22 protein-coding genes are annotated in these 25,982 nt (G+C 60.8%); 6 read left to right on the forward strand and 16 right to left on the reverse strand.

Annotation, left to right across the window (positions count from 1 at the left end):
- Positions 1 to 7: 7 nt before the first annotated feature.
- The 13 genes from ribB to SIAM614_RS08035 all read right to left on the reverse strand — a co-directional run bounded on the left by ribB (position 8) and on the right by SIAM614_RS08035 (position 13,631).
- On the reverse strand, positions 8 to 1,327 hold the full coding sequence (ribB, locus tag SIAM614_RS07980) for a 3,4-dihydroxy-2-butanone-4-phosphate synthase (RefSeq protein WP_006933508.1): 1,320 nt from the start codon (positions 1,325 to 1,327) through the stop codon (positions 8 to 10).
- A gap of 71 nt (positions 1,328 to 1,398) precedes the next feature.
- The gene (locus SIAM614_RS07985) at positions 1,399 to 2,508 is read right to left on the reverse strand and encodes a class I SAM-dependent methyltransferase (protein WP_006933509.1); all 1,110 of its coding nucleotides are present in this window, start codon (positions 2,506 to 2,508) and stop codon (positions 1,399 to 1,401) included.
- 14 nt (positions 2,509 to 2,522) lie between these two features.
- Positions 2,523 to 3,755 (reverse strand): class I SAM-dependent RNA methyltransferase, encoded by a 1,233-nt coding sequence (locus SIAM614_RS07990; RefSeq protein WP_006933510.1) that lies wholly within the window; start codon positions 3,753 to 3,755, stop codon positions 2,523 to 2,525.
- A 131-nt stretch (positions 3,756 to 3,886) separates the two neighbouring features.
- A complete protein-coding gene (locus SIAM614_RS07995; RefSeq protein ID WP_006933513.1) occupies positions 3,887 to 4,627 on the reverse strand; it encodes a TlyA family RNA methyltransferase in 741 nt (246 codons plus the stop codon).
- Between the two features lie 7 nt (positions 4,628 to 4,634).
- Positions 4,635 to 4,769, reverse strand: coding sequence for a hypothetical protein (locus SIAM614_RS33305; RefSeq protein WP_006933515.1), 135 nt, complete (start codon positions 4,767 to 4,769; stop codon positions 4,635 to 4,637).
- Between the two features lie 27 nt (positions 4,770 to 4,796).
- Positions 4,797 to 5,423, reverse strand: a complete 627-nt coding sequence (locus SIAM614_RS08000; protein ID WP_040439620.1) for an SCO family protein — start codon at positions 5,421 to 5,423, stop codon at positions 4,797 to 4,799.
- 122 nt (positions 5,424 to 5,545) lie between these two features.
- Positions 5,546 to 6,064, reverse strand: a complete 519-nt coding sequence (locus SIAM614_RS08005) for a copper chaperone PCu(A)C (RefSeq protein ID WP_006933517.1) — start codon at positions 6,062 to 6,064, stop codon at positions 5,546 to 5,548.
- 38 nt (positions 6,065 to 6,102) lie between these two features.
- On the reverse strand, positions 6,103 to 6,498 hold the full coding sequence (locus tag SIAM614_RS08010) for a hypothetical protein (RefSeq protein WP_006933518.1): 396 nt from the start codon (positions 6,496 to 6,498) through the stop codon (positions 6,103 to 6,105).
- 106 nt (positions 6,499 to 6,604) lie between these two features.
- Positions 6,605 to 7,993: an MFS transporter gene (locus SIAM614_RS08015; protein ID WP_040439677.1), complete on the reverse strand. Its 1,389-nt coding sequence runs from the start codon at positions 7,991 to 7,993 to the stop codon at positions 6,605 to 6,607.
- A gap of 225 nt (positions 7,994 to 8,218) precedes the next feature.
- Positions 8,219 to 10,138, reverse strand: a complete 1,920-nt coding sequence (gene dxs / locus SIAM614_RS08020) for a 1-deoxy-D-xylulose-5-phosphate synthase (protein WP_006933520.1) — start codon at positions 10,136 to 10,138, stop codon at positions 8,219 to 8,221.
- A gap of 402 nt (positions 10,139 to 10,540) precedes the next feature.
- Positions 10,541 to 10,789 (reverse strand): exodeoxyribonuclease VII small subunit, encoded by a 249-nt coding sequence (locus SIAM614_RS08025; RefSeq protein ID WP_006933521.1) that lies wholly within the window; start codon positions 10,787 to 10,789, stop codon positions 10,541 to 10,543.
- Positions 10,790 to 10,904: 115 nt separating this feature from the next.
- Positions 10,905 to 11,834, reverse strand: a complete 930-nt coding sequence (locus SIAM614_RS08030; RefSeq protein ID WP_006933522.1) for a histone deacetylase family protein — start codon at positions 11,832 to 11,834, stop codon at positions 10,905 to 10,907.
- An 801-nt stretch (positions 11,835 to 12,635) separates the two neighbouring features.
- Complete coding sequence (locus SIAM614_RS08035) at positions 12,636 to 13,631, reverse strand: L-threonylcarbamoyladenylate synthase (RefSeq protein ID WP_006933523.1); 996 nt, start codon at positions 13,629 to 13,631, stop codon at positions 12,636 to 12,638.
- Positions 13,632 to 13,945: 314 nt separating this feature from the next.
- Here SIAM614_RS08035 and SIAM614_RS08040 point away from each other — a divergent pair, with 314 nt between their 5' ends.
- From SIAM614_RS08040 to SIAM614_RS08050, 3 genes are all read left to right on the forward strand, one after another.
- Entirely contained in the window at positions 13,946 to 15,727 is a 1,782-nt protein-coding gene (locus tag SIAM614_RS08040; protein ID WP_006933524.1) for an acyl-CoA dehydrogenase, read from the forward strand.
- 21 nt (positions 15,728 to 15,748) lie between these two features.
- Positions 15,749 to 16,492, forward strand: coding sequence for a crotonase/enoyl-CoA hydratase family protein (locus SIAM614_RS08045; protein WP_040439679.1), 744 nt, complete (start codon positions 15,749 to 15,751; stop codon positions 16,490 to 16,492).
- A gap of 74 nt (positions 16,493 to 16,566) precedes the next feature.
- Positions 16,567 to 17,430, forward strand: a complete 864-nt coding sequence (locus tag SIAM614_RS08050; RefSeq protein ID WP_006933526.1) for an SDR family oxidoreductase — start codon at positions 16,567 to 16,569, stop codon at positions 17,428 to 17,430.
- Between the two features lie 66 nt (positions 17,431 to 17,496).
- Here the strand turns inward: SIAM614_RS08050 and SIAM614_RS08055 are convergent, their stop codons facing one another.
- Positions 17,497 to 18,063 (reverse strand): NADPH-dependent FMN reductase, encoded by a 567-nt coding sequence (locus SIAM614_RS08055; protein WP_006933527.1) that lies wholly within the window; start codon positions 18,061 to 18,063, stop codon positions 17,497 to 17,499.
- A 135-nt stretch (positions 18,064 to 18,198) separates the two neighbouring features.
- On the opposite strand from SIAM614_RS08055, the gene SIAM614_RS08060 reads away from it, so the two are divergent.
- From SIAM614_RS08060 to SIAM614_RS08070, 3 genes are all read left to right on the forward strand, one after another.
- Positions 18,199 to 18,609, forward strand: coding sequence for a winged helix-turn-helix transcriptional regulator (locus SIAM614_RS08060; protein WP_006933528.1), 411 nt, complete (start codon positions 18,199 to 18,201; stop codon positions 18,607 to 18,609).
- Positions 18,610 to 18,779: 170 nt separating this feature from the next.
- Positions 18,780 to 20,333 (forward strand): ankyrin repeat domain-containing protein, encoded by a 1,554-nt coding sequence (locus SIAM614_RS08065; RefSeq protein WP_006933529.1) that lies wholly within the window; start codon positions 18,780 to 18,782, stop codon positions 20,331 to 20,333.
- A 97-nt stretch (positions 20,334 to 20,430) separates the two neighbouring features.
- A complete protein-coding gene (locus SIAM614_RS08070) occupies positions 20,431 to 21,237 on the forward strand; it encodes a mechanosensitive ion channel family protein (protein WP_006933530.1) in 807 nt (268 codons plus the stop codon).
- A 60-nt stretch (positions 21,238 to 21,297) separates the two neighbouring features.
- On the opposite strand, the gene SIAM614_RS08075 is transcribed toward SIAM614_RS08070, so the two are convergent.
- Both SIAM614_RS08075 and SIAM614_RS08080 read right to left on the reverse strand, forming a co-directional pair.
- Entirely contained in the window at positions 21,298 to 24,282 is a 2,985-nt protein-coding gene (locus tag SIAM614_RS08075; protein ID WP_006933531.1) for a cation:proton antiporter domain-containing protein, read from the reverse strand.
- A gap of 110 nt (positions 24,283 to 24,392) precedes the next feature.
- Entirely contained in the window at positions 24,393 to 25,931 is a 1,539-nt protein-coding gene (locus SIAM614_RS08080; RefSeq protein ID WP_006933532.1) for a hypothetical protein, read from the reverse strand.
- Between the last annotated feature and the right edge of the window lie 51 nt (positions 25,932 to 25,982).

Here is a 25,982-nt window from a genome sequence, read left to right on the forward strand (position 1 = left end):
AGGATCCTCAGGTGTCGAGGATCTCTGTTTCGTCAATCTTGATGTCAAACCCTTCCAGCCCAACGTAATGACGCTCACGGGAGGCCAGCAGGCGTATGGAACTGACGCCCAGGTCCTTCAGGATCTGTGCACCAAGCCCGACCTCACGCCATTGTTCCTGTCTAGCTTGTGCGGAGCTGTGTTCCTCGGTATCGGCGGCTTCAAAATCGGATCTTGGTCGCTTCGACTGACGGGCAACGCCGACCGAGCCTTCCCGCAGATAGACGATAATACCACGGCCGCGATCCGCAAAATGCTTCATGATCTGGTCAAGCGGCTGGGCATCTCCGAAGACATCGTCGAGCACCGACTCCAGTTGCAGGCGCACCGGCACGCTGCGGCCGTCCAGAATGTCGCCATAGACGATGGCAAGGTGGTGCATCGGGTCATACGGGGTGGAATAGGTGGTGGCATAGGCCGGACCGAAAACCGTCTCGACGGGCTGTTCGTTGACCCGCTCCACCAGCTTCTCGGTACGCTGGCGCCAGGCGATCAGGTCGGACACGGAAACCATCTTCAGCTCGTGCTCCGCGGCGAATTCGGCCACCTGCTGGCCGCGCTTCACGGTGCCGTCGTCATTGACCAGCTCGCTGATCACACCGACCTGTTCCAGGCCGGCAAGACGGCACAGGTCAACGGCAGCTTCCGTATGGCCGGAGCGGATCATGACGCCGCCTTCCTTGGCCACGAGCGGGAAAATGTGCCCGGGGCGGACGAAATCATCAGCGCCGACATTGGGGTTTGCCAGCGCGCGTACGGTGGAGCAGCGTTCCTCGGCCGATATGCCGGTGGTCAATCCCTGGCGGTAGTCGACGGAAATGGTGAAGGCCGTTGCGAGCGGAGCATCGTTTTCGGCAACCATCGGGTCAAGCCGCAGCCGGCGGGCATGGGTAACCGTCATGGGGGCGCAGATGATGCCGGATGTGTGACGCACCATGAAGGCCATCTGCTCGGGCGTGACCTTGGCCGCAGCGACAATCAGATCGCCTTCGTTCTCGCGGTCATCATCGTCAGTCACGACCACCATTTCTCCACGTTCGAATGCGCGGATTGCTTCTGCGACACGGGCCTGGGACACGGGATGCTCCTTGGTTGTAGACAGTCCGAGAAAGTCGTTGGGGGTTACGGCGCCATTGGTGGCAATGGCGATCTTGCGGGCCATGTCCCGCGAGACCCAGACATTGGGATCGTTGCACAGGGCCGTAACGGAGGCAGGTGACAGGTTGGCGCGGCGCGCAAAGGCGCTGCGGCTTTCCCCGGTCTGCAAGAGCCATAGATCCAATCTCATGACATTGGATATACGACCGAATAATTTCAGTCTCAAGAGAAGATGTGAAAAATTTCAGTGATACTGAAAGATCAGTCGCTTTTGATAAACTCAGCGACGCGGGAGACAAAGGCCGGAACCATCCAGCGTTCTTCCAGCCCTGCCGCTTTGGCAAGCCCTGTCAGGTCTTCACTGAGATAAGAGGTAAAATACGGCTCGTGGAAAAGCTGCGGAAAGACCGACAGGAGGCCGTCATATTCCGGCACGTCTCCGGTTTGCAGACTGTCGACAAAGAGAAACGAGCCGCCGGGTTTCAGAACGCGGGCCACTTCCGACATGACCTGCTTGCGGATCTTCGGCGGCAGTTCGTGAAACAGGAAGACACAGGACACAACGTCGAGAGAATTGTCCTCAAACGGCAATGTTTCGGCAAGACCGCAGACATACCCCGCGCGGCGCGACGGCAGGCGCTCCCGGGCAACGTTCAGATAAGGTTCCGACAGGTCGAGGCCGGTGCCTTTGAGGCGCGGAAAAGCGGCCAGGGCAGGCCGCAGGAGACCGCCGGTGCCACAGGCGATGTCCAGATAGGAAACGCGGCGCTGGTCCTTGCGGCGCAAGATACTGGCAAAGGGTACAAGGGCTCTGCGGCGCATCGCGGCGGTGGCTCCCGAAAAGAGTACATCCACCTGGAAGTCGTAGAGCCGGGCGCTTTCCTCCGACAGCCAGCCATCGGTCTGAAAATGAAAGTTCTGCCGGTAATAACGAGGCAGGGCTGCTGCAAAGCCCTCGGTGGAATTCACTTCCTGGTGCGCGCCGCTCGCTCGCCGGCGGGCAACCTCCGGCACGTCCTTGAAGAAGGCGCGGCTGGTCGCGATCAGCTCGCCAGGCGTCATGGTGCCATCGGTCGGCAGCGGATAAAGCCCGTCCTCGACGGCCTTCAGATCGTCCGCGAACAGCTTGACGATGTCCGACAGCATCCGCCTCTGGCTCGGAACCGGGCCGCTCGGCACCACTTTCGGCGTTTCGGGAAGCTCTTTCTGAAGATCCCGGTTCATCCGCCGCATGGCTTCTGAATGAAGAGTGTAAAGCGCAACCCGGCTTCCCTGGTAAAGCGCATAGCGGGTTCGCCGGGCAAGGCTCAGCAGCGGCGGCAGGTTGCGGGATCCTCTGACAGGTCCGAATTCCTCATCCGCCGCACTCATGGCTCACTCCCTGATCAAGGTCTGGTCAACACCGCCACTGCTTCAATATGGGGCGAATAGTGGAACTGGTCCACCGGTGTGACGCTTTGCAGCACATATCCGCCGTCGAGCAGGATCCGCAGATCCCGGGCGAGCGTTGCCGGATTGCAGGAGACGGCGACAATCGTCTTGACCTTGGAAAGGGCCAGTTGCTCCGCTTGGGCCTGGGCGCCAGCGCGGGGCGGATCGAACACCACGGCGTCATAGGGTTCCAGTTCGTCCTTCACCAGCGGTCTGCGCGACAGGTCGCGCCGTTCGAAGGTGACTTTCTTCAGGCCTTGCGGTTTCCTTAGGGCCTTGTCGAAGGCAGCCAGTGCTGCGGCATCGCCTTCCACGGCATGCACATTGGCCTGCCGGCCGAGCCTGAGTGCGAATGTGCCGACACCGGAAAAGAGATCGGCAATGGTCTTGGCCTTGCCGACGCCGTCCATAACCAGCTTGGACAGAGCGTGTTCCGCCGCCAGTGTCGCCTGGGCAAAGCCGCCAGGCGCGGCGACAATGCCGATGCCACCCATGTCGAGCAGGGGTGGGCGCAGCTCCAGAATGACTTCGCCATTGACCGAAAGCCTGGAGAGGTTCTGGTCGACGACCTTTTGCGACAGGGCCGGGATCTTGCGTTCATATCCCTTGTCGGCCTTGTCGAGCGCGACATCCAGACCGGTGGTGGTCACCAGAACGGTCATGCGAAGTTCGCCCTTTTTCGGCAGAACTTCCGAGGCAAGCGACTTGAGGCCTGGCAGCGCTTCAACGATGACAGGGTCAAGCACCGGGCATTCGGTGATATCGACCAGCCGGTGGCTGGCCTTTTCATGATAGCCGAGCAAGGTGTGGCGCCCGGCGCGGGTGGCCGTCAGCACGGCCCGGCGGCGTCCGCCCGCGGTTGCCGCAATCGTACTGGAGACGTCGGTCTCGATGCCGCGATCGCGCAAGGACTTTTCGACAAGCCCGCGCTTCCAGGCCAGATACGGATCTTCTGCAAGATGCTGCACCGAGCAGCCGCCGCAGGCGTGGTAATGGCGGCACACCGGTTCGATCCGGTCCGGGGACTTTGTAACGATCACCGGATTTTGCGCGCGTCCGTCCACCACATTGGCCCGGACCGTTTCGCCCGGCAGGGCTTCGGCCACATAGATCGGTCCGGTCTCCGTCTCGGCAACACCGTCACCGCGGTGGCCGAGCGTGGTGATTTCAATCTCTCTCTCGCTCATGGGCGAGCGATAGCGCCAAGAAGGGGATTGAGCAAGCCTTGATCATGAAGCGGGCTCTCAGCACCATCCTTTTGACAGCGCTTCGCGCTTTCTCAGGATGCAGCCAGGGAAAGGGGGGAGAACCGTGGCCCTCAACCCGCTTTCTTTCCGTAAAGCAGCCACTCCGCATTGCCGTCACCGCCTTTGACAGGCGAGGGAACCAGGTCACCCGCCTGCCAGCCCGGCATGGTGCCCAGCCACACCTGCAGGGATTTCGCGGTTTCTTCGGCAATCTCCGGATCGACCAGGCCGCCCTTGCCGATATTGTCCTTGCCCGCCTCGAATTGCGGCTTCACCAGAAAGACACCTTCCGCACCAGGCGCCGCGAGGGCAAGGGCGGGCGGCAGGGCAAGCTTGAGCGAGATGAAACTGACGTCGGAGACAAGCAGGGCCGGGGCGTCTCCGCCAAGATCTTCCAGAGTCAGATCCCGGGCATTGAGACCGTCGCGTGCGGCCACCTTCGGATGTGTCTTCAGGCTCTCATGCAATTGGCCGTGACCGACGTCGATGGCGTGGACCTTGTCGGCACCGCGTTCCAGTAGGACCTGGGTAAAACCACCGGTGGAAGCGCCAATGTCGAGGCAGATCCTGCCTGCCGGATCGACGCCAAACCGGTCGAGACCTTCGATCAGCTTCAGCGCAGCCCGGCTGACATACCCGGCAGCCGGATCTTCAACAGTGATGCTGGCATCGGCCGAGGTTTTCTGTGCCGGTTTGGTGCAGGGAAGACCGTCGACGCTGACCGTCCCGCGCAGGATGGCGTCACGAGCCCGTGCGCGGGACGGGAAGACGCCCGTATCGACGAGATGCTGGTCGAGGCGTTGTTTGGACATGTGAAATTCAGAAGCAGCCGGCGATTGCCGAGATCAGGCGGTCGGCATAGACCCGCTCACCGGCATAGAGCCACAGAAACGCCGAAAGCGCGACGAGGCCCGTCGCGCCGGCGGTCAGTCCCATGAACAGTGGCATCCGCATCGTGCCCGGCTGGCTCCAGATATTGTCTCAGGAAGAGGCTGGCGCGTTGTCGATGAGCCGGCGCAGCTTCTTCAGGGCGTTTTCCTCCGCCTCACCATAAGCGACCGTGCCGACGAACTTGTTGTCCGCACTCATCAGGTAGATGGCTGCGGAATGGTCCATCGTATAGTCGCCATCGTCAAGAGGCACCTTCTTGGAATAGACCCGGTATGCCTTCAGCATGGCGTCGATCTGCTCCCGCGTGCCGGTCAGCGGAACGATGCGCTTGTCGAACGCCCACACGTAATCGCGCATGACTTCGGGTGTGTCGCGCTCCGGATCCACGGTCACGAAAGCATAGTTGAGCTTGTCGGCATCCGGCCCGAGTTCCGCCATCCAGCCCTGCAGTTCGGAAAGTGTTGTCGGGCAGACATCCGGGCAGAAGGTGAAGCCGAAGAACATTACAGTCGGCTTGGTGGAGAACGTTTCGTCGGTCACCGTTTCGCCGGTGCCGCTGACAAGTTCAAACGGGCCGCCAATGGCCGCAAGCGGTTCGATCAAGCCGCCGGTGCTCTTGTTGCCGGCAGTCTGTTGATAGACCAGCACACCGGAGATGACAGCCAGAACGACAACAGCCGCCCAGGCCACGTACCGGAAGAGTTTCAAACCAGACATCGGTTTCGTCCTATCCTGGTCAGAGCCCCCGGCACCTGTTTCAAGGCGGGAAGGAGGCTCTGACACTTTGAAAATGAGTGCGGGCGTTTCATCGCGACCGAAGCAACGCCCGCAGACGGGGCTTAGTTCTTGCCGTGATCCATCTTGCTGTGGTCCATGGCGCCACGCTCCGCACCGCCATTGGGGGTTTTGGCGCCCATCTTGGAAACAGCCAGTTCGACGGCAACATCTCCGGCTTTTTCAAAGGTCAGGACAACCGGAATGCTGGAGCCTTCTTCGAAGGGTTGCTTGAGGCCCATGAACATGATGTGGAAGCCGCCCGGTTGAAGGGCAACCGTTTCACCGGCCGGGATCTCGACGCCGTTTTCCATCTTGCGCATTTTCATCACGCCGTCGGCCACCGCCATCTCGTGAATTTCCACCTTGGCGGCGACATCGGAACTCGCCCCGACAAGGCGGTCTGAAACGGCGCCGTTGTTGATGATCTCGACGAAACCGCCACCGGCCTTTGCTTTTGGCGGGGTTGCGCGGGTCCAGGGCTGGGTCAGTGTCAGCTCGCCGACCTTGTAGTCACTGGCAAGGGCGGACAGGGAGACAAGCGAAAGGGCGGCGGCAGCCGCAACGGTTTTCCAGATTTTCATAAAGTTATTCCTCGAGGTCTGAGAAGTCTGACGATTTTTCAGACCGAGGAAGGAGGCGCCCTGATGGGGCTGGACCGCTGAGCCAGTGGCAGGACAGCCGCTTGCCTTGCCGTGAAATTCGGTTTTTCGGCGCTAGCGAGCGGTTGATCCAAATGCGGCACAGCGCTGCTTGCCAGGCAAGGGGCGATTGCGCAGCCATGGGCGCAGACCGGGCCGCATTGACAGGTCAGCGGATTGTGCGGTCCCGGCAGGCTTTGCTCCTGTCCGGAGGGCTGGCAAAGGCTGGTGAGACCTGCGGCAACCGCCGCGTCGGGCGACAACGCACTGGCAAGCACCAGAAGCACAAGGCGCATCGCAAACGCAAGGGCCACCAGCGCCACCAGAGGGTGGCGCTCCTGCCGTAGCTGTTGCAGCTTTGTGACGCGCGCTTTCATACCAGCGGCTATAAGCCGGTTGTACCGCCGTGTCGAGAGGCGAAACCGCGCAGGTGAAGGTGTAGGCGCAGCGGCCGAAGGCCGGGCGACATGCATCGGAAAGGCATCAGGCCGATGGCGGTTTTTTGTCCGCTGCGTCTTGGGTTCCGGCGGGTTCGGCGGAAGCGGCATCCTCGCTGTTCGTATCTGCCTCGGTCGACGTTTCGAAATTGTAGATGTCGTCTTCGTAGGCCGGGAAATCCTCGGGCGCGATGACATATTCTTCCGCGGCCGCATCCAGGGGCTCGGCGGAGATGACCGAACCGACCTGTGCGGTGGATGCGTATTCGAAGTCTGTCTTTTCTTCGCCGGTCGGTGCCTCACGGGTCAGGACACGGGCAAGGATGAAGATCACCATCAGAATATTCGCCGCGATGATCATGATGTAGAGGCCGGATGGGCCGGTGTGGCTCATGATCATGGAGGCTGCGAGAGGTCCGATGATCGAGCCGATACCAAACGACAGCAGCATGCCGGAGGAGGTGGCGACGAAATCTTCCGCAGCGGCGTGGTCGAAGGCGTGGGCAACCGCGATTGCATAAAGCGGCTGGACGGCCATACCCACGGCCACCGCGCTCAACATGGCAACCAGGAAATCCGTCGGCGAGAAGAACACGATTGCCGTCGAGACGGCTGCAGTCGCGATGCCGAGACCGGCGATCACGAGACGACGGTCGATGCGGTCGGAGAGCCGGCCCACTGGCCACTGTGCGATGAGACCGCCGCCGACGATGGCGGCCGCATAAAACGCGGCCTGCTTGGTGGAAAGGCCAATCTGCGACCCGTAGAGAGACGAGAGCGTGAGCAGAGCCCCTTGCGAACTGCCGACGAAAAGCACGCCAATAAATGCTGCCGGGGAGTTCTTGTAGAGCTTCACCGGCTGGAAACGCACCAGCGTGATTGGCGCAGGTTGGGTCGATGTGGTCAGCGAAACGGGCATCACGGCAAGGGACACCATCACCGACGCAATTGCGAAGGGGATGAAATCGGCGATGTTCATCGACGCGATGGAGATCTGCCCCAGCATCAGGGCGCCGAACAGGATGACGATGTAAAACGACATCACCGTGCCGCGGTTCTCGTTCGAGGCGCTTTCGTTCAGCCAGCTTTCGACGATCATGTAAAAGCCGGCAAGGCTGAAACCGGAGATCATGCGGATGATCATCCAGGCATAGGGATCGATCAGCACCGGATGCAGGATGGCAGCGGCCGACATCAGCGAAACAAGCGCGGCAAAGGCGCGAATGTGCCCGGCGCGCATGATCACCAGCGGTGCGCCGAGGCAACCGATCACCATGCCGAAGAAATAGGCCGACGACACCAGACCGATTTCGAAATCGGTGAAGTAAAACCGTTCCGCGGCGAGTGGCAGCAGTGTTGTCTGCAGACCGTGCCCGAATATGAGCAGGGCAACCGACAACAAGAGAGCGGAGACGGAAAGAAGGGTCTGAGCCATGGCTGCATCCTGACGATGGATCGCCGCAGCCCGGTCGGGAGCGTTGCGGCTGGTATCGTGCTCTAGAAATAAAACAAAAGCGCCGGTTTGATCCGACGCGTTCATTTCTTTCGTCCAGCCTTTTCAGGTATGGCAGCCCATGTCAATCAGGATCGAAACCCGCTCCCCAGTCGACTTTGTTCCCAGCTTCTGGTGACGTGCGGGGGCCGGAAGGCTGAAAGCCGGTCAGGCGCGCTGTGGCGCGCTGACAGAGGCCGTGCCGAGTGCGGTAAAGACAGTCTTCAAAATGCCGTCGCTGTTGAGACCTGCGCGGGCATACATGGCATCCGGCTTGTCGTGGTCGAGATAGGCATCCGGCAGAGCCAGCGCACGCACCTTCAAGCCGTTGTCCAGAAGGCCTTCCTCAGCAAGCCGGGTCAGGACGTGGCTGCCGAAGCCGCCGGCCGATCCTTCCTCGATCATCACGAGAACCTCATGCTCGCGGGCGAGACGACGGATCATGTCCATGTCGAGAGGTTTGGCGAAACGGGCGTCTGCGACGGTGGTCGAAAGACCGGCGGCATCCAGTTCGTCCGCAGCCTTCAGACATTCGCTCATGCGGCCGCCGAAGTTCAGGAGGGCGACTTTCGTGCCTTCCCTGCGGATGACGCCCTTGCCGATTTCAAGCACGCTGCCGCGTTCCGGCATGTCGAGACCGACGCCTTCGCCGCGCGGGTAGCGGAACGAGATCGGGCCTTCGTCATAGGCAACGGCCGTTGCCACCATGTGGCGCAGTTCCACTTCGTCAGACGCGGCCATGACGACAAAACCCGGAAGGCACGTCAGGAACGCGGTGTCGAAGGCACCTGCGTGGGTCGGGCCATCCGCGCCGACAAGACCCGCCCGGTCTATCGGAAAGCGCACCGGCAGGCCCTGGATTGCCACGTCGTGGACCACCTGGTCATAGGCCCGCTGCAGGAACGTGGAATAGATCGCGCAAAAGGGCTTGAAGCCTTCGGTCGCAAGGCCCGCGGCAAAGGTAACGGCATGCTGCTCGGCAATGCCGACGTCGAAGGTGCGTTTCGGATAGGCTTCGCCGAACAGATCAAGCCCCGTGCCGTCCGGCATGGCGGCAGTGATGGCGAGCACCCGGTCGTCTGTTTCCGCTTCCTTGATCAGTGACGTTGCAAAAACATTGGTGTAGCTGGGTGCATTGGCTTTCGGCTTGGCCTGCTTGCCGGTAACGACATCGAACTTGGCAACGCCGTGATATTTGTCCTTCGCCCCTTCCGCTGGCGCATATCCCTTGCCCTTCTGCGTAACCGCATGGATCAGGATCGGGCCATGGTGAGTGTCGCGGACATTCTTCAGGACAGGCAGGAGGTGTTCGAGGTTGTGACCGTCCACCGGGCCGACGTAGTAGAATCCGAGTTCCTCGAACAGCGTTCCCCCGGTCCAGAAGCCGCGGGCATATTCTTCGGCGCGTGCGGCCTTCTCGAAAACCGGCTTGGGCAGGTTCTTGACCAGATTCTTGGCCGCGTCGCGAAAGGTCTGGTAGGTCGGGCCGGAGACGAGCTTGGCCAGATAGGCGGACATGGCACCGACCGGCGGTGCGATGGACATGTCGTTGTCGTTCAGGATGACGATGAGACGCGAGCCGAGATGGCCGGCGTTGTTCATCGCTTCATAGGCCATGCCAGCGGACATGGCGCCATCACCGATCACGGCAATAACGTTGTTGCTGCCGCCCTTCAGATCACGGCCGGCGGCCATGCCGAGACCTGCCGAAATCGAGGTGGAGGAATGTGCCGCGCCAAATGGGTCAAAGGGGCTCTCGGCGCGTTTTGTGAAGCCTGACAGGCCATCGCCCTGGCGAAGGGTGCGGATTCGGTCCCGGCGCTCCGTCAGGATCTTGTGCGGATAGCACTGGTGGCCAACGTCCCAGATGAGCTTGTCATCGGGCGTGTTGAACACATAGTGCAATGCGACAGTCAACTCGACGACACCAAGCCCGGCCCCCAGGTGACCGCCTGTAATCGACACGGCATCAATCGTTTCCGCGCGCAATTCGTCGGCGAGCTGCTTGAGATCGCTTTCATCAAGCTGGCGCAGATCGGCCGGGGACTTAACCTGGTCAAGAAGAGGGGTATCGGGCTTCGAAGTCACTCTGGAGATAGCTCCACGAATTGAAACATGGCGGGCAGGCATACACCAACCGGATATAGGGCGCAAATCGGGCAGGTGGTATGCGCCAAATTGGCTCCCTGATTCCTGCGACGGAAACGCCCGACACTTGATGGAAACGGCTTAAAGGGCTTTTTGGCAGAAAACGTGCAGGTTTTGGCGAAAATGCGCGCAGTTACGCTATCGAAAGATGCAAATTATCAGAATGAGACCGTCTGCTGCTGACGACGTCATCTGGGGCACTGTTATTTGTTTGACCCATGAAACGTCGATTTCGGTTCCAAGGTGTGCTTCCGAATACCATCGTCACAATCGAGCGAGCCGCCACGCAGTTCGGAATCGACTCAGGAAGCGGTCAGGGGGTTATCCGTTGGCGTGGCTGGCTTATTGCGGATCGAGGGCTTCGGTACCGCTGGCTTCACCGTTCTGACCAAGCTGGATCTTCTCGACCTTGGCTTCCGCGGATTTCAGAAGCGTGTCGCAATGTTTGCGCAACGCGTCGCCGCGTTCGTACATGTCGATGCTCCGCTCCAGCGGCACGTTGCCCTGCTCGAGTTCCCGCACAATGGTTTCGAGCTGCTTCAGCGCTTCTTCGAAGGAAAGGCCGGCAATGTCGTTGGCAGCATCGGTCATCGATAGGATCCCGTTTGTCTGAATGGCGTCTGGTCTTGAGGGAAACTTGCGGTCTGAGGGCCGAAGGTCAAGGTTTGATTTCGGCCTTCTGCCGGTCATCCCCGTGCTTTTCGCCCTAACCGGTCATGAGGGTCATGACATGTGCGGCGACCGATCGCGCCAGGCCTTCAAGATCGTATCCGCCTTCAAGAACCGAGATCAGATGACCATTGCTGTGGGCGTCGGCGACGTCCATCAACGCCCGTGTGGCCCAGGCGAAGTCCGCCTCGACAAGGTTGAGCCCGCCCAGCGGGTCGCGCATGTGCGCGTCGAACCCTGCGGAAATGATCACCAGTTCCGGTGCGAAGTGATTGAGACGCGGCAGGAGCAGCACCTCGAAGGCTTCCTTGAAGCCGGTTCCGTCTTCCCCCGGGGCCAGCGGTGCGTTCACGATGGTGTTGGCCTCTCCGGTCTCCGAAGCAGCTCCCGAGCCCGGATAAAGCGGCATCTGGTGGGTGGAGCAATACATCACCGTCGGATCGTCCCAGAAGATGTCCTGGGTGCCGTTGCCGTGGTGAACGTCGAAATCGACGATGGCGACCCGATCCAACCCGAACTTCGCCTGTGCATAGCGCGCGGCAACCGCTGCATTGTTGAAGAAGCAGAAGCCCATGGCGCGGTCTTTTTCCGCGTGGTGGCCGGGAGGACGGGAAGCGGAGAAGGCGTTGTTGACCCTCTTGGTCAGGACCTCGTCGACAGCGCGGCAAGCGCCGCCAACACCGCGCAGCGCGGCTTCCCAGGTGCCGGGCGACATGGTGGTGTCGGCATCGACGCGGGCCGTCCCTTCCGTTGGCGCCAGCCGGTGGATCTGGTCGACGTAGCTCATCGGGTGAGCGCGGGCGATGTCCTCAACAGTCCCCATGGGCGCGAGATCGCGCTCCACGGACTGGAACTTTTCGTGCTCCAAAATCCTGTCGATCGCCCGGATACGGTCCGGCCGCTCCGGATGCCCCACGGGTGTCAGGTGATCGAGATAGGATGAATGGTGCAGAAGCAGCGTAGACAAAGGGGCGTTTCCGGAAGGTCGATTGTTATCTTTTGTAGCCTCTGCATCAGAGCGGTTGCAGAACAGGCTGTCAATTCCCGCATTGGACTAACCACTGCGGCAAATCGGGAGAGTGGCGGAAAAGGGAAATCCGTCATTGATCGTGCAATCGGGAAGACGGCAGCCGAATGTAAATGTCAGCCCCTCGGCGAAAGACACATCATACCCGCCGAGTCAGCATGCCGTTTATAACCCTGGAGAGGCCCAGGCCCGTTCGACCTCTGCGTGTAACCCCCTGAAAGGAGTTGCCGGCCGTCATGCTGAACGCTCTGGTTGCCTGCGCTGTGGCGTCGGATAGGGCTGATCGTATTTGGGTGGGGTCAGGGAAAGGGCAAAAAAGCGGGCCGGCTATCTTGCCGGCCCTTACCGAGGTGCGAGCACCGCAATGCCCGAGGGGAGGTCCGCTGCATCTCAATTCTGATTCTCAAACTACGCGATTCCAGTAAGGGAACGCGAGCTTTTTACCGTAATCCATTTGGGGCATGGTGTTGATAAGTTTGCAGTAGAGGTTCTTATATCAACGGATATTGTATGAATTGCTTAACCAAAATCGAGATTTGGCGGCGGGGGTTGCTTGCTTTCGGAGGCGGAAACTTGCTGATCTTTTCTATTAACTTAAGGTGATCCGGATTCAGCTTGAAATTTAGCACCTGCTTCCGAGTTGCTGTTTTTTAAGGCCTTTTGTTTTGTTGCTGAAGAATGCGTCAAAAGCGCAGCTCATTAATTTAGCCGGCTCAATCGAAGGCAAGGGGCTGGCAGGTGTCAGTCGCGCGGGGCGGCTGCGCGGCGCAGCCGGTCATTGATCGCTTCGCCCAGTCCAAAGCTGGGGATAAACTGCACCTTGATGGTGCTGACACCCTGCGCATCGAGAAATCGCATGGCGCGAAACAGATTGGCGGCAGCTTCTGCAAGGCCGCCTGTCGGGCTCAGGTTGAATTCCGCCTTTGCAAGTTCAGCCCCTGGCAAACGATTGGTGCCGAAAGAGAGCAGCCCGTCGCCGGCACTCACCTCGCTTGCGTTCAGCAGCATGGCCGCATCGGGCGCATAATGAGACGTCAGCATTCCCGGTGCTGCCGGGGCATCCGGCCGCATGTCCGGGCTGGCGCCTTCAAGAGGCTGCCCCAGCACACGTTCGATGTCCTCGCGTGCAAGACCGCCCGGCCGCAGCAGGCGCGGCGTTCCGTCAACCAGCCCGACGATGGTGGATTCGATGCCGACGGCGCAAGCGCCCGCGTCGATGACGAAACTGAGCGAAGGACCAAGATCGGCAACCACGTCTTCTGCCCGCGTCGGGCTGATCTTGCCCGACCGGTTTGCACTTGGCGCTGCTAGTGGCCTGCCGGTCTTTTCGGCCAGAAATCGCATGACCGGGCCGACAGGCACGCGCAGGGCAACAGTTTGAAGCCCGGCGGTGGCCAGATCGGAAATCGGGGAACCTGCGCGCTTGGGCACGACCAGCGTCAGGGGGCCGGGCCAGAAGGCCTCGGCCAGTGCCAGCGCGCGTTCGTCGAAGACGCCGTGGTCCAGCGCAGCGCCCAGTGTCTGGACATGCGAGATGAGCGGGTTGAACTGCGGCCGCCCCTTGGCTGCGAATATCTTCGCACAGGCCGTACCGTTGGTGGCATCGGCGGCAAGGCCGTAGACGGTTTCGGTCGGCACCGCCACCAGCTCACCGGCCATCAGGGCAGCGCATACGGCATCTGCTTCAGGCGCTGCCTGCCAGTTGGCGTCGGCGATGTCGAGCGTCCAAGTCCGCATGTGCCTCACTCGCTGGCGTATCAGGCGTTTACGGGCAGCCTGGATACGCAAAGATTTTCGTTCCGGTGACGGTGTTGCAGTCCTGTCTGGCAGGAACCAGACCAACCGGACAACTCGTTTCCGCAATTGACCAAAAAGACGATGACCTGCCGCTGCGATACGGGTTGACGTTAACGTCAACGGGTCTATTGTCCTTTCAAACCGCTGTCGATATTGCCTTTTGCGGAGTAGCCTTGCCGCCGTCAAGCTCGGAACAGCGAAAACCGTCATTCGGCGGAATGAATCAAAAGCCAACTGGTTTTGGGAGGACTTGAATGTATCGCGCACCCGTCGATGAGATTGCCTTCACTCTGAAACACGTCTGCGGTCTGTCCGACCTGCAAAAGAGTGCCCGTCACGCCGAACTCGGCGACGATCTTGTCGATGCCATCCTGACTGAGGCTGGCCGGTTCGCCGCCGAGGAAATCGCGCCTCTCAATGCCGTTGCCGACAAGCACGGCACTCCGCTCTCCGATGGCAAGGTGTCCACGCCTCCGGGATGGCGCGAGGCCTATCATGCCTGGATCGAGGGCGGCTGGAACAGCCTGACCGCCGATCCGGAGTCCGGCGGTCAGGGCCTCCCGGTGATGATGTCGGCGGCTGCGCTGGAAATGTGGAACTCCGGGTCAATGGCGTTCGCCATCGGCCCGACCCTGACCATCGGTGCCATCGAGGCGATGGAAAAACACGCCTCGGACGAGCTCAAGGCAAAATATCTGGAGAAACTGGTCTCCGGCGAATGGATGGGCACCATGAACCTGACCGAGCCGCAAGCCGGTTCGGACCTGAACGCGCTGAAGGCAAAGGCCGAGCGCCGGGATGATGGCACCTACCGCATCTTCGGTCAGAAGATCTTCATCACCTATGGCGACCACGATCTGACTGACAACATCATCCACATGGTGCTGGCACGCCTGCCGGATGCTCCTGCCGGTACCAAGGGCATTTCTCTGTTTCTGGTGCCGAAGTTCCTGGTCAACGACGACGGCTCTCTGGGCGAGCGCAACGACGTCAAGGTGGGCGGTGTGGAGCACAAGATGGGCATTCATGGGTCGCCCACCTGCACCATGGTCTATGGCGACGAAGGTGGTGCCATCGGCTGGCTGGTCGGTGAGGAAAACCGCGGCCTGGCCTGCATGTTCACGATGATGAACAACGCTCGTCTGGCTGTCGGCATTCAGGGGCTGGGTGTCGCGGAGCGCGCCTATCAGCATGCGCTCGCCTATGCGCTGGAGCGCAAGCAGGGCAGGGCTCCCGGTGATACCGGTGAAGGCATGAGCCCGATTGCCCGCCATCCTGACATCAAACGCATGCTTCTGGGCATGAAGGCCCGCACGCAGGTCGCCCGCGCCATCTGCTACGCCTGTGCCCACGCCATCGACATGTCGAAGATTGCCGAGGATGAGGCAGGCAAGACTTTCTGGAGCGAGCGCGCCAGCCTGCTGACGCCCATTGCCAAGGCCCTGCCGACGGACTTTGGCGTCGAGGTCGCCTCGCTCGGCATTCAGATCCACGGCGGCATGGGCTTCATCGAGGAAACGGGCGCGGCGCAGCACCTGCGTGACGCCCGGATCGCCCCGATCTATGAAGGCACCAACGGCATCCAGTCCATCGATCTGGTTATGCGCAAGCTGCCGCTGTCCGGCGGTGAGCATATCAAGGGCTTTATTGCGGAACTGCAGGCGGTGGCCGACGAGGTCGCGGCCTCCAACCGGCCCGAGTTCGGGGCAACGGCGGACCGGCTCTCGGCCAGCATCCGGGATCTGGAGGAAGCAACCGGCTTCATGCTGAGCGCCCAGGCGGAGGGGCGGATCGGCGATGCGCTGGCCGGCGCAACGCCCTATCTCCGGCTCGCAGGGCTGACCCTGGGGGGCGTGTTGCTTGCCAGGGGCGCGCTTGCCTCTTCAGGCGAACCGGCACAGCGGCTGTCCGAACGCACGCTGCTCGCCCGCAGCTTCTGCGAAACCACGATGGGGGAAACCGCCGGTTTGAAGTCGGATATTCTTCTGTCTGCCGAAGCCATTCAGGCGTTCGACGCTGAAGCCCTGGCGTCCTGAACCGCCTGACCGGAGTTGATGATGATCCGCAAGTCCCTTGAAGACGGCGTCCAGACCCTGCGTCTGGACCGGCCGGAAAAGAAGAATGCCCTGACCGGGCAGATGTACAACGATCTCGCGGAAGCTCTGGAGGCCGGCAACACGGATGCGGATATCCGCTGTCATCTGATCTGCGGCCTGCCGGAGGTTTTTACCGCCGGCAACGATATTGGCGACTTTCTGCAATATGCCGGCAAGACCGGGCTTGGTGAGACGCCGGTCGTTCGGTTCCTGAGGGCCCTGGTTCGCAACGAAAAGCCGCTGGTTGCCTCGATAGACGGTATCGCCATCGGTGTCGGCACCACCTTGCTGATGCATTGCGACATGGTGTTTGCCAGCCCGCGCGCCCTCATCCGTTCGCCCTTCGTTGATCTCGGGCTTGTTCCGGAAGCCGGTTCAAGCCTGCTCGGTCCGCAGATCATGGGACCGGCCCGGGCTTTTGAACTGCTGTGCCTCGGCAACGCCTTTTCGGCCGAAAAAGCCGAGCAGGCCGGGCTCGTGAACGAAGTGGTGGAAGGGGATGTCGACGCGGCCGCCATGGCCTGCGCGAAGGAAATCGCTTCGAAGCCGCCAGAGGCAATGGCGCTTTCCAGAAAACTTCTGCGCAGGGACACAGCTCGGCTTTCCGAACGCGTCGAAGAGGAAATCAGGATCTTTGCCAGCCGGTTGAGCGCCCCGGAAACCATAGCTGCCTTCCAGGCCTTCATGACGAAAAAGAAGGCCTGACCCAAAACTGGTCGGAACGAGAAATTTCCAGACCGCAAGGTCGTCGCCGGAGAGCGACAGATGGAGGAACCACCATGTCCCTGAAGGGCAAGACACTTTTCATCACCGGCGCCTCACGCGGGATCGGCAAGGCGATTGCGCTGCGGGCCGCGCGCGACGGAGCCAACATCGCCGTTGCCGCCAAGACGGCGGAACCCCATCCCAAACTGGAAGGCACGATCTATACCGCTGCCGAGGAGATCGAGGCCGCCGGTGGCAAGGCGCTGCCCGTTCTGCTGGATGTGCGGGACGACGAAGCGGTCAAGGAAGCAATGGACAAGACCGCGGCGCATTTCGGCGGGCTCGACATTCTGGTCAACAACGCCAGCGCCATTCAGTTGACCCGGCTGCAGCAGACCGACATGAAGCGGTTCGATCTGATGCACCAGATCAACACCCGTGGCACGCTTGCCTGTTCCAAGCATGCCATTGAGCATCTGAAACAGTCCGCTAATCCGCATATCCTGATGCTGTCACCCCCTCTGGACATGCAGGAAAAATGGTTTGCACCGTTCACGCCCTATTCGATCGCCAAATACGGAATGAGCCTTGTGGTGCTGGGGCTGGCAGGCGAGCTTCGCTCAAAAGGCATTGCGGTCAACGCCCTGTGGCCGCGCACGACCATCGCAACAGCGGCGATCAAGAACATCATCGGCGGTGACAAGATGATGCAGCAGAGCCGGACACCGGACATTCTGGCCGATGCAGCCTATGAAATCTTCACCACGCCGTCGAAAGAGTTCACCGGACAGTTTGTCATTGACGACACCTTTCTGGCCAGCCGCGGCGTGACCGACTTCGACAAATACCGGGTGGACCCGAGCCTGGCATTGGCGCCCGACTTTTTCGTGCCCGACGACAGCGAGCCCCCCTGCGATATGGGCCCCGTGAAGAAATAAGGCCGGGACCGCCAAAACTGACAAACGATTGAGGGCCGCCGGACAGGTATCCGGCGGCCTTGTCATTTAACCGCGCATGGTTTTCAGGGCGGTTGCCCACTTGGTCAGCTCGCCCAGCAGCTGGGTGGTGCCTTCACTCATCTTGTCGTTCGGTGTGAAGACGCTTTCGTCGTTGATGAATTCCGGGAAGAAGGGAACCGGAACGACTTGCGGCAGAGCCATGACGTTGACGTTGCCAAGCAGCTCGCGCAGCGTCTGCGACGCGCGCAGGCCACCGGAAATCCCGCCGTAGCTGATGATGCCGGCCGGCTTGTAGTTCCATTCGCGGTAAAGCACCTGCACGGCATTCACCAGAGATGCCGGCGCGAAATAGTCGTATTCAGGGGTCAGGAACAGGAACGCGTCGGCGTCGGCGACAATGCTGCTCCAGCGCTTGGTGTGCTCGTGGGTGTATTGCTGGGCGGCCGGATGCGCAGGTTCGTCCAGAAGCGGCAGGTTGATGTCAGCGAGGTCGATGTATTCCACCTCAAAGCCGCCATGCGCCTCAGCGGCGCTGGCCGCCCATTTCGCAATGGTCGGCCCGACCCGTCCGGGGCGCGTGGACCCGGAGATGACCTTCAATTTCAGCGACATGTTGAATTCCTTGAGAAATATAATCTTGGGAGGAGTATCCAGGCGATACCTCGGTATACGTTGGATACTGATATGAAATGAGGTATGACGCAGCGAGCCGCAAGACGGCACCTTTTGGAAACCGAGGTATCCTAGATGAAACCCCTGGCAAAATCCGTCGAAGACCTGCCGCGCGAGCAATTGCCACACCACGAGGACCCGCGCTGCGCACCGGTGCGCAGGTTGCTGCAGACCGTCTGCAGCAAATGGTGCAGCCTCGTGGTCGCCCATCTTGAGGCCGAGCCGCAGCGGTTTACCGATCTCAAACGCTCCATCGGCGGCGTGACCCAGAAATCCCTGACCGCGACCTTGCGGGAACTTGAGAAGGACGGGCTGGTCAATCGCGTTGTGACGCCCACCATTCCACCACGGGTCGACTATTCCCTGACACCGCTCGGCCGGACGCTTCTGGTGCCGCTGAAGGCGCTGACAAGCTGGGCGATCGAGAATGAAGCTGCCGTTTCCAGTGCCCGCGAACGGTATGAACGTGAGCATGGTTCCGATTGAGCCCCGGGGTTGAAATCTGCTCCTCTCTCATGCAGTCTGATGTCGCCGATGAGGGCGGCAACCGGATCCGCGGAAAGCGTAAGCACCCTGACGACTAAAGATATTTGCCGGTTTTTCACCTGCGCCCGACACCAGCGGATCGCCCGGGCTTTCAACTCAGGAGAAAAGCCATGTCCGCAGGACTTGCGTCTTCCCTTACCCTTGATCATTTCCGGAAATCCGCTCGCCGTCTGAAAAAGGCGTTTTTGAACGGCGAGGCAGAGGCCGTCGCACGGATTGCCGCACATGTGGACACGGCAAGGCCGCCGCGCCATGCGGATTTTCTGCACGTGATTGCCCGCGAGGCCGGTCACGAAAGCTGGCCGAAGCTGAAATTCGCCCTCGAAACAGCATCCATGAGCCGTGCCGAACGCGCACAGCGACTGACACAGGCGCTTTATTTCGGCCAGCATTGGGTTGCGGAAAAACTGCTTGCCGATGACCCCACGCTGAAGGACGACAATTTCGGACTTCAGGTTGCCCTGTATGAACTCGAGGCCGTCCGCTCCGCCCTGGAAACCGACGCCGGAGTAGCCACGCGCCGGGTCGGCCTGCGCACGCCGATCCTGCATCTGGCGTTTTCGAAGGACATTCACCGGCGGCCGGAACTGGCACCGCAGATGCTTGCCATCGCCGAGCTGCTGGTGGCCAACGGTGCGGATGTAAATGACGGCTATCCGGACCAGCCAGGGGACACGCATTTGCTGTCTGCACTCTACGGCGCCTTGTGCCATGCGGCTAATTTCGAGCTAGGCCGCTGGATGCTGGAGCGCGGGGCCGATCCCAACGACAACGAAAGCCTCTACCACGCGACCGAGCTTGGGCATTCCCGTGCGCTTGAGCTGTTGTTGAAACACGGGGCAAGGCCTGACGGGACCAACGCCTTGCCGCGTGCGCTCGATTTCGGCGACGAGCACAAGGTCCGGCTGCTTCTGGAAGCTGGCGCCGATCCGAACATCACTGTGGCAGATCACCCGAGCGGCCAACCGGTGAACTCCATTCCAGCGCTTCATCAGGCTGCCCGGCGTGGTTGTTCCGAGGAAATTGCCGAGCTGTTGCTTGCCCATGGCGCCGATCCGGACGCGGATTGGGAGGGGCACACCGCCTATGCCATGGCACTGATTTACGGCAACCTGCCGGTTGCCGCTTTCCTGGCCAAACGGGGACATGCGCAAGTGCTGACCGCGAACGAGCAGGTTCTGTCGGCCTGCGCAAAGGGAAAGGAAGACCCGGGAAGGCTGGACGTTGCGCGCTTGAGCAAGGAAGACCAAAGCCTGCTGACACGGCTTGCCATCCTTCCCGGCAAGCTGGACCACATGAAGGCCCTGATTGCCGCCGGTCTGGACCCGGATGAGCCCGACGAAATGGGGTTGCCGCCGCTACATGTGGCAGGCTGGAATGGACTTGCGGACGAGCTCGCCTATTTCCTGTCCTTTGGCCCGGACCTTAGCCGAAAAAATCATTTTGGTGGCGATGCCCTCGACACTGTCGTGCACGGCTCGGAATTTGCCCCCAGGGACCCGAAGGCGGACCACATTTCCTGCGCACGTCTGCTGCTTGAAGCCGGATGCGTGATTGACCCGCGCTCCATCAGTGGCTGTGGCAACGAGGACATGGCACAGTTTCTGGAAGACTGGCTCGCTGCGCCGGGTGGCAGGTTCGGTTCGCGCACGTTGGACCGCTAAGCTGCGGACATTCTGAGGGCAGGTTTCTGGCCAGTCCCAAAATCTGCTGGTAGTAATTCCACGTAATCAATTGACTGAACAAGGCCGGAGGGAGTTCATGGAAAGCGCAATCGACCAGGTGAGTGTCTATACGCCACTGATCATCAACGCGGTGAAAGCCGTCATCGTTCTGGTGATCGGCTGGTTTCTGGCGGGCTTCCTGTCGAGCATCGTCAAGCGGCGCTTCGTCGCCCACCCGCGGATTGACGATACCATCGGCAGCTTTGCAGCATCGATCGTCCGCTGGCTGGTTCTGCTCGTCACTCTAATCGCGGTTCTGCAGCTCTTCGGCATTCAGGCAACCAGCCTGGTGGCGGTTCTCGGCGCTGGTACGCTGGCCATTGGCCTGGCGTTGCAAGGCACCTTGAGCGACATCGCCGCCGGTGTCATGCTGATCATCTTCCGTCCCTACAAAATCGGCCAGTATGTCGATATCGGCGGGACGTCGGGAACGGTCAAGGATCTCAACATCTTCGTCACCGAACTGGTGACGCCGGACAATGTCCAGATCATCATGCCGAACGGCAAGGCCTGGGGCACGGTGGTGACAAATTTCTCGGCCCACTCCACCCGTCGTCTCGATCTGACCTTCGGTATCGACTACGACGACGACATCGACAAGGCGGTGCAGATCATCCTCGATGTCGCCAATGCGGACGAGCGGGTGCACAAGGATCCCGAACCCTGGGTCCGGCTGACCAACCTGGGTGACAGTTCGGTCGATCTTGGTGTCAGGCTCTGGTGCAATGCAAGCGACTACTGGGAACTGAAATTTCACATGCTGAAATCGGTAAAGGAAGCCTTCGATGGCGGCGGCATCTCCATTCCCTATCCGCATTCGGTGGAAATCCAGAAAGCCGGGTAACATTGCCCATCATCGCCGCAGTGGTTTGGCCCCTGCGGCGATGTCCCGTCAAAACCGGATCTACGCCGTCTCGTGGCTCTTGGCGTTCGGCTCTTGAGTTTTCTCAGGCATGCTCCTGGCGCGGACCTCTTCAGCCGGTTCGGTCTTGTCCTCATCCGGTGACGAGGTAGCTGCAGAGGTTGTCATGCGTGGCTGCGCGCCTTCTGCGCCGCCCTTTTCCTCCTTCTCATCAGCAGATCCGGTGTTGCTCTCGCTCTTTTCCTTCGCCGCAGCCTTGCCTTCGCTTTCATTGGCGTCGCTGTCTCGCTCATTGTCCGGCAGGGGCGTCTCCTCCACCGTTTTGGTGACGGTATCGGCCGCGTTCAGTTTTTCCGTGAGGGACGGATCGTTTTGCGCGTCTGTCTCATCGAAGGTGAACACTTCGGCTTCCGTTTCGTTTGTCTCCTGCTCTGAGGGGCCTGCCTCCGGATCCGGGGCTTCTTCCGACCTTGTGCTGGTTCTGATCTCCGAGAAAATGGGGAAGACGGGATCTTCCAGTTCCGCTTCGCCGTCGTCCATGTTCATCAACTGACGCCGTTTGGTCAGCATGGCGACGTGATTGCGCAGATCCTCGTTTTCACCCAGAAGCGCCTTGAAATCCTGCGCTCTGAGGCTGAGCAACTGGCAGTACCCAAGTGCGACCACGTCTGCGCTGCGGCGGCCGCCGGTCATAAGGGCAATTTCACCGAAAACGTCACCACGTCCAAGGCGGATGTTATGACTGGGCGCACGCACTTCCACTGCGCCTGATGCAATGAAATAGGCGGCATCGCCGCGGTCACCCTTGCGGATCAGCTTCTCGCCCGGCGTTGCGAATTGCGGGCGCATCATCCGGCGGATGGCCTTTTGCTGTTTGCGGGTAAGGTCGGCGAAGAGTGGATGGGCGCTGACGAGTTCGCGGGTCTTCAGGCCAAGATCGAGCTTCGGCCGTGTGTGGCAGGCTTTCCGGGTCCGCTCGGCATCGCGCAGAAGCTCGCGATGCAGCTCGGTTCCGATCAGCATCTGCTCCTTGGCTTCGTCATAGGCCGTTTCTTCCAGCCGGACACCGGCCTTGCGCAGGAACTGCCCTTCAAGGGCATCGGCATAGTCCGGATACTGCAGGCGCAGCGCATCGATGGCTGCAAGGGTCTCGTCCTGACGGATCGCCAGAGTGTCCTGAAGAATGTCGGCAACGCGGTCACCGAGCAGGGGGCGTATCCGCCGGTTGTTGAAGTCCACCAGCTCGTCGGCAAGGATCCTGTAGACGAGCAGGAACTCGAACCGGTCGGCAAGGCGGATCGCCAGTGGCCGGGCAATCCGGAGCCGACGTTGCAAAGTCTGCGCCAGGCGGAAACCGAGGCCGAATTTGAGCGGCTGCCGCGCGGCCTGATTATAGCCGGACCGGCCTTCGGATCGCGTCAGGTCTCCTGTTCGCCCCGTCATGGCGAGGAAGCGCGAAACGGATCGACCGGATATGGTCTTGTCGTGGAAGTGCTCCAGCACGAGCTGCTGTTCCCGGTCGGCGAGCGCAATCAGGCCGATGCGGACACGGTCCCAGTCCTTCAGTTCTTCCAGCTTGTTGGTTTCCGCTGCCGCCGCTGCCGCACGGGTTTCGTAATCCTTCAGAACATCGTCCGTGACGCGCGGTGCGATGTGATAGTTGCGGGCGGCGGTTTCCAGTTCCTGCCGCACGTCCGACAGCGCAAGGGCGAGATACTGCGTGCGCAAGGCCTCGTCGCGGGCGTTCAGCTTGTCGAGGCCGAGCAGCCGGATCAACGGCTTCAGACTGGTGCCATAGACAAGCAGCGTGAACAGCACGAAGCCCGTTGCGAGCTTTGTGACGAAGACCGACACTTCGTCCGACAGCATCGCATGCTCGGACACGCTGAGCGCCAGCGTCAGCGTGACGGCGCCGCGCATGCCGCCCCACAGGATCACCGTCTTGTAGCGATCGTTGACCGCCTGTCCCATGCGGAACACGCTGAGCACCGGCAGCAGCCCGAAGATGACGACCGCACGCGCCGCCAGCGCCGCGACGATGACGACAAACAGCAACAGGATGTCGATGGGCGTGAAGCCCTCGACGAAACGCGGGATCAGGATGGCGGACAAGAGGAAGATGAGCGAAGCCGCCCAGAAGGAGATCTGCTCCCACACCGCATGGAGAAACTGCCAGCTTGCCGGTTGAATGCGGGCCGGGCCGTACAGATTGAACACCGTTCCGGCGCAAACTACCGCAACGACGGCGGAAACATCAACGAACTGATCGCTGAGCACATAGGTGCCATAGGGCAGGGCCAGGCTCAGCGTCACCTGTGCCAGCGGAATGTCGCGCATGACCGGCAGCAGCGAAACCGCGATCCGGCCAAGCAGCGCACCGACAATGATGCCGCCGGCAAAGGAGCGGCTGAAAGCAATGGCGGATTCTCCGACGGTCATCGTCTCGTGACCCGTCAGCATGTGCAGCAGGATGACGAAGATCACGATGGCGGCAGCGTCGTTCAGCAGGCTTTCGCCTTCCACGATCCGGCCGAGACGTGCAGGCGCGCCGATGTCCCGGAAGATGGCGACGACGCGACCGGGTCCGTGGTGGCGACGATGGAGCCGAGCAGAAGCAGCGATCAGCGTGATATCCGTAAGCGAAAACAGTGTCGCCAGCGGATAGAGGGCAAACCCGATAAAGCCGTGCAACAAAACGGCGACGACTGCCATCAGCAGGATCGGAGCAATATCCTCGATAATCCGTCGGACATCCAGCGTGAGCGCGGTTTGAAACAGCAGAATTGGCAAGAAAATATAGAGGATCATCTCCGAATCCAGCGGGGGATTTATGAAGACGTCCGCAATCGCGTTAAAGGCATTGGTTTCGGCCGTATAGCGCAGATAGGTCGCCAAAATGCCGATCATCGTGCCGACAGTTGCCAGCAAAACGCTAGGCGCCAGCCCAAGCCGGCGGGCAAGGGGCTGCAGCAGGGAAATCGTGATCAGGAGCAGCGCGAAAGCGCCTGTAATTAATGGAGTTTCCATGCCCTCATGGTGCACCGCGATTGCGGCAATTTCAAATTAGCGTTTCAAATATTCTTGCAGCCCTCGGCAATAGCCACAGGATTGAGTGAAAAAGACCTTGGGTCCAAAGCCTAGCGGCCAAATACCTTGCGGAAGGGCCACGTGAGGAACCTCACCCAGTCGGCAACGAAGAGCCAGATCATTGCCGGAACCACCATGACAAACGCAAACGGCACGAATAGCACGATCTTGATGGCCTTGAGCAAACGGGAAGGCGCTTCGGCAGCCGCACTGTTTTTGAGAATGAAGTGCCAGAGCCGGTTCCACCAGCGCCAAAGATACCAGCCCAGAAACAACGTGACGGCGGACAGGACCGCGAAGAGGAACAGGTTGAAGTTGGATACCCAGGGTATCCAGCGGCTTTCGACCTCGTCCGTGTGAACGGGGTCTTCGTTGTTGCTGTGAATGGTCCTGACGCCGGTCCGCAAGCTTGCATCCAGAAGCCAGCCGGCAAGTGTGTAGTCATCTCCGGCTGCCGAAGACACGTCCTGGGTGGCGACCGCGGGTGTTGCTGCCGGGTCGAAACGCGTTGCGGTCACCAGCCGGAAGTTTCTCTCGTCGGCGGCGCTGATCACGGTTGTGCTTTTGGGCGGCGACAGAGCCTTCAGAAGGTCGGCCTGGGTCATTGCCGATTGTGCGGCTTCAAAGCGTTTTTCAAGCGCGGTCTTTGAGAACCAGCTTTTGCCGGGTTGAACCAGCGAGGCACTCTCGACAAGCATCAGGTTGACACGCTGGCTTTCGGCTGCCGCCTGAAAGGTCTCGAGGTAGATGTCCCTAACGGACTTGCCGTCGCGCACACTCAATTGCGGCCGCCCGGTTTGCGGGTGCGGAGCGATGCGGCCACTCACGACGAGGGTCCGGTTTTTATATTTTGCCAGGCTGGACGCGAGAATGTCGGCATTGAGATTGGCTATCATGTCGCCCGGAGCTGCCGCGTTCGCCGACGCGGCACTGTCGAACCGGGCCATCTTGAGACCCGCCTGTTTGACCGGCCGCGACAGGAACCTGATGTTGCCGTCGAGTGCTCTTGCCGTTGCCGGATCGATCAGGACATCCGGCGAAAGCGCGACGGCCAGCCTCGTGCCGCCAGGATGGCGGACTGGCTTCAGGTCGTATGTTTTGCCATTTGGCAACACCATCACGGGCCGGGCCTTCGGCGGCAGGGTTCCCAACTGGTCCCGAAGCTGGAAGAAGTCGGCTTCCCGGACCGCGAGCTGCAGCGTGTCGGGGGCCTTGGTCTTGCCCGGAAGATCGCCCACCAGCGGCCGGTGCGACTGCCTTGCGGCATCATCCAGGGTGTCCGGCAGATCGTTGAGGGATGACAGGTGCAGACTTTTGCCTTCGGGCGTGACGAGCTGCCAGGCGTTTCCCGGGGCCGGCATCAGGGCAACGGACGCGGCGCCCGAGATCTTGGGAAGCCGTTTTGCAATCGAAGCGCCTTCGTCGAGAAGGTGCTTGGGCGTGTTGATGTGTTTGCCAGCGGAACCGGCGGCATCACCGGCCTCCCGTGCAAGCCGCGACAACAATCCGGCTTCGGCGGTTGAGGCAAGACACAAGGTGGCTGCAGCCAGGACGACCACGCGGAGGGTATCTTTGAAACTGCGGAACACGTCTGAAATCCCGATCAGTTAGAACAAGTTATTCCAAAAACGCAAACTGGC

Origin of the sequence: Roseibium aggregatum IAM 12614, from assembly GCF_000168975.1 — a bacterium.
Taxonomy (GTDB): Bacteria; Pseudomonadota; Alphaproteobacteria; order Rhizobiales; family Stappiaceae; genus Roseibium; species Roseibium aggregatum.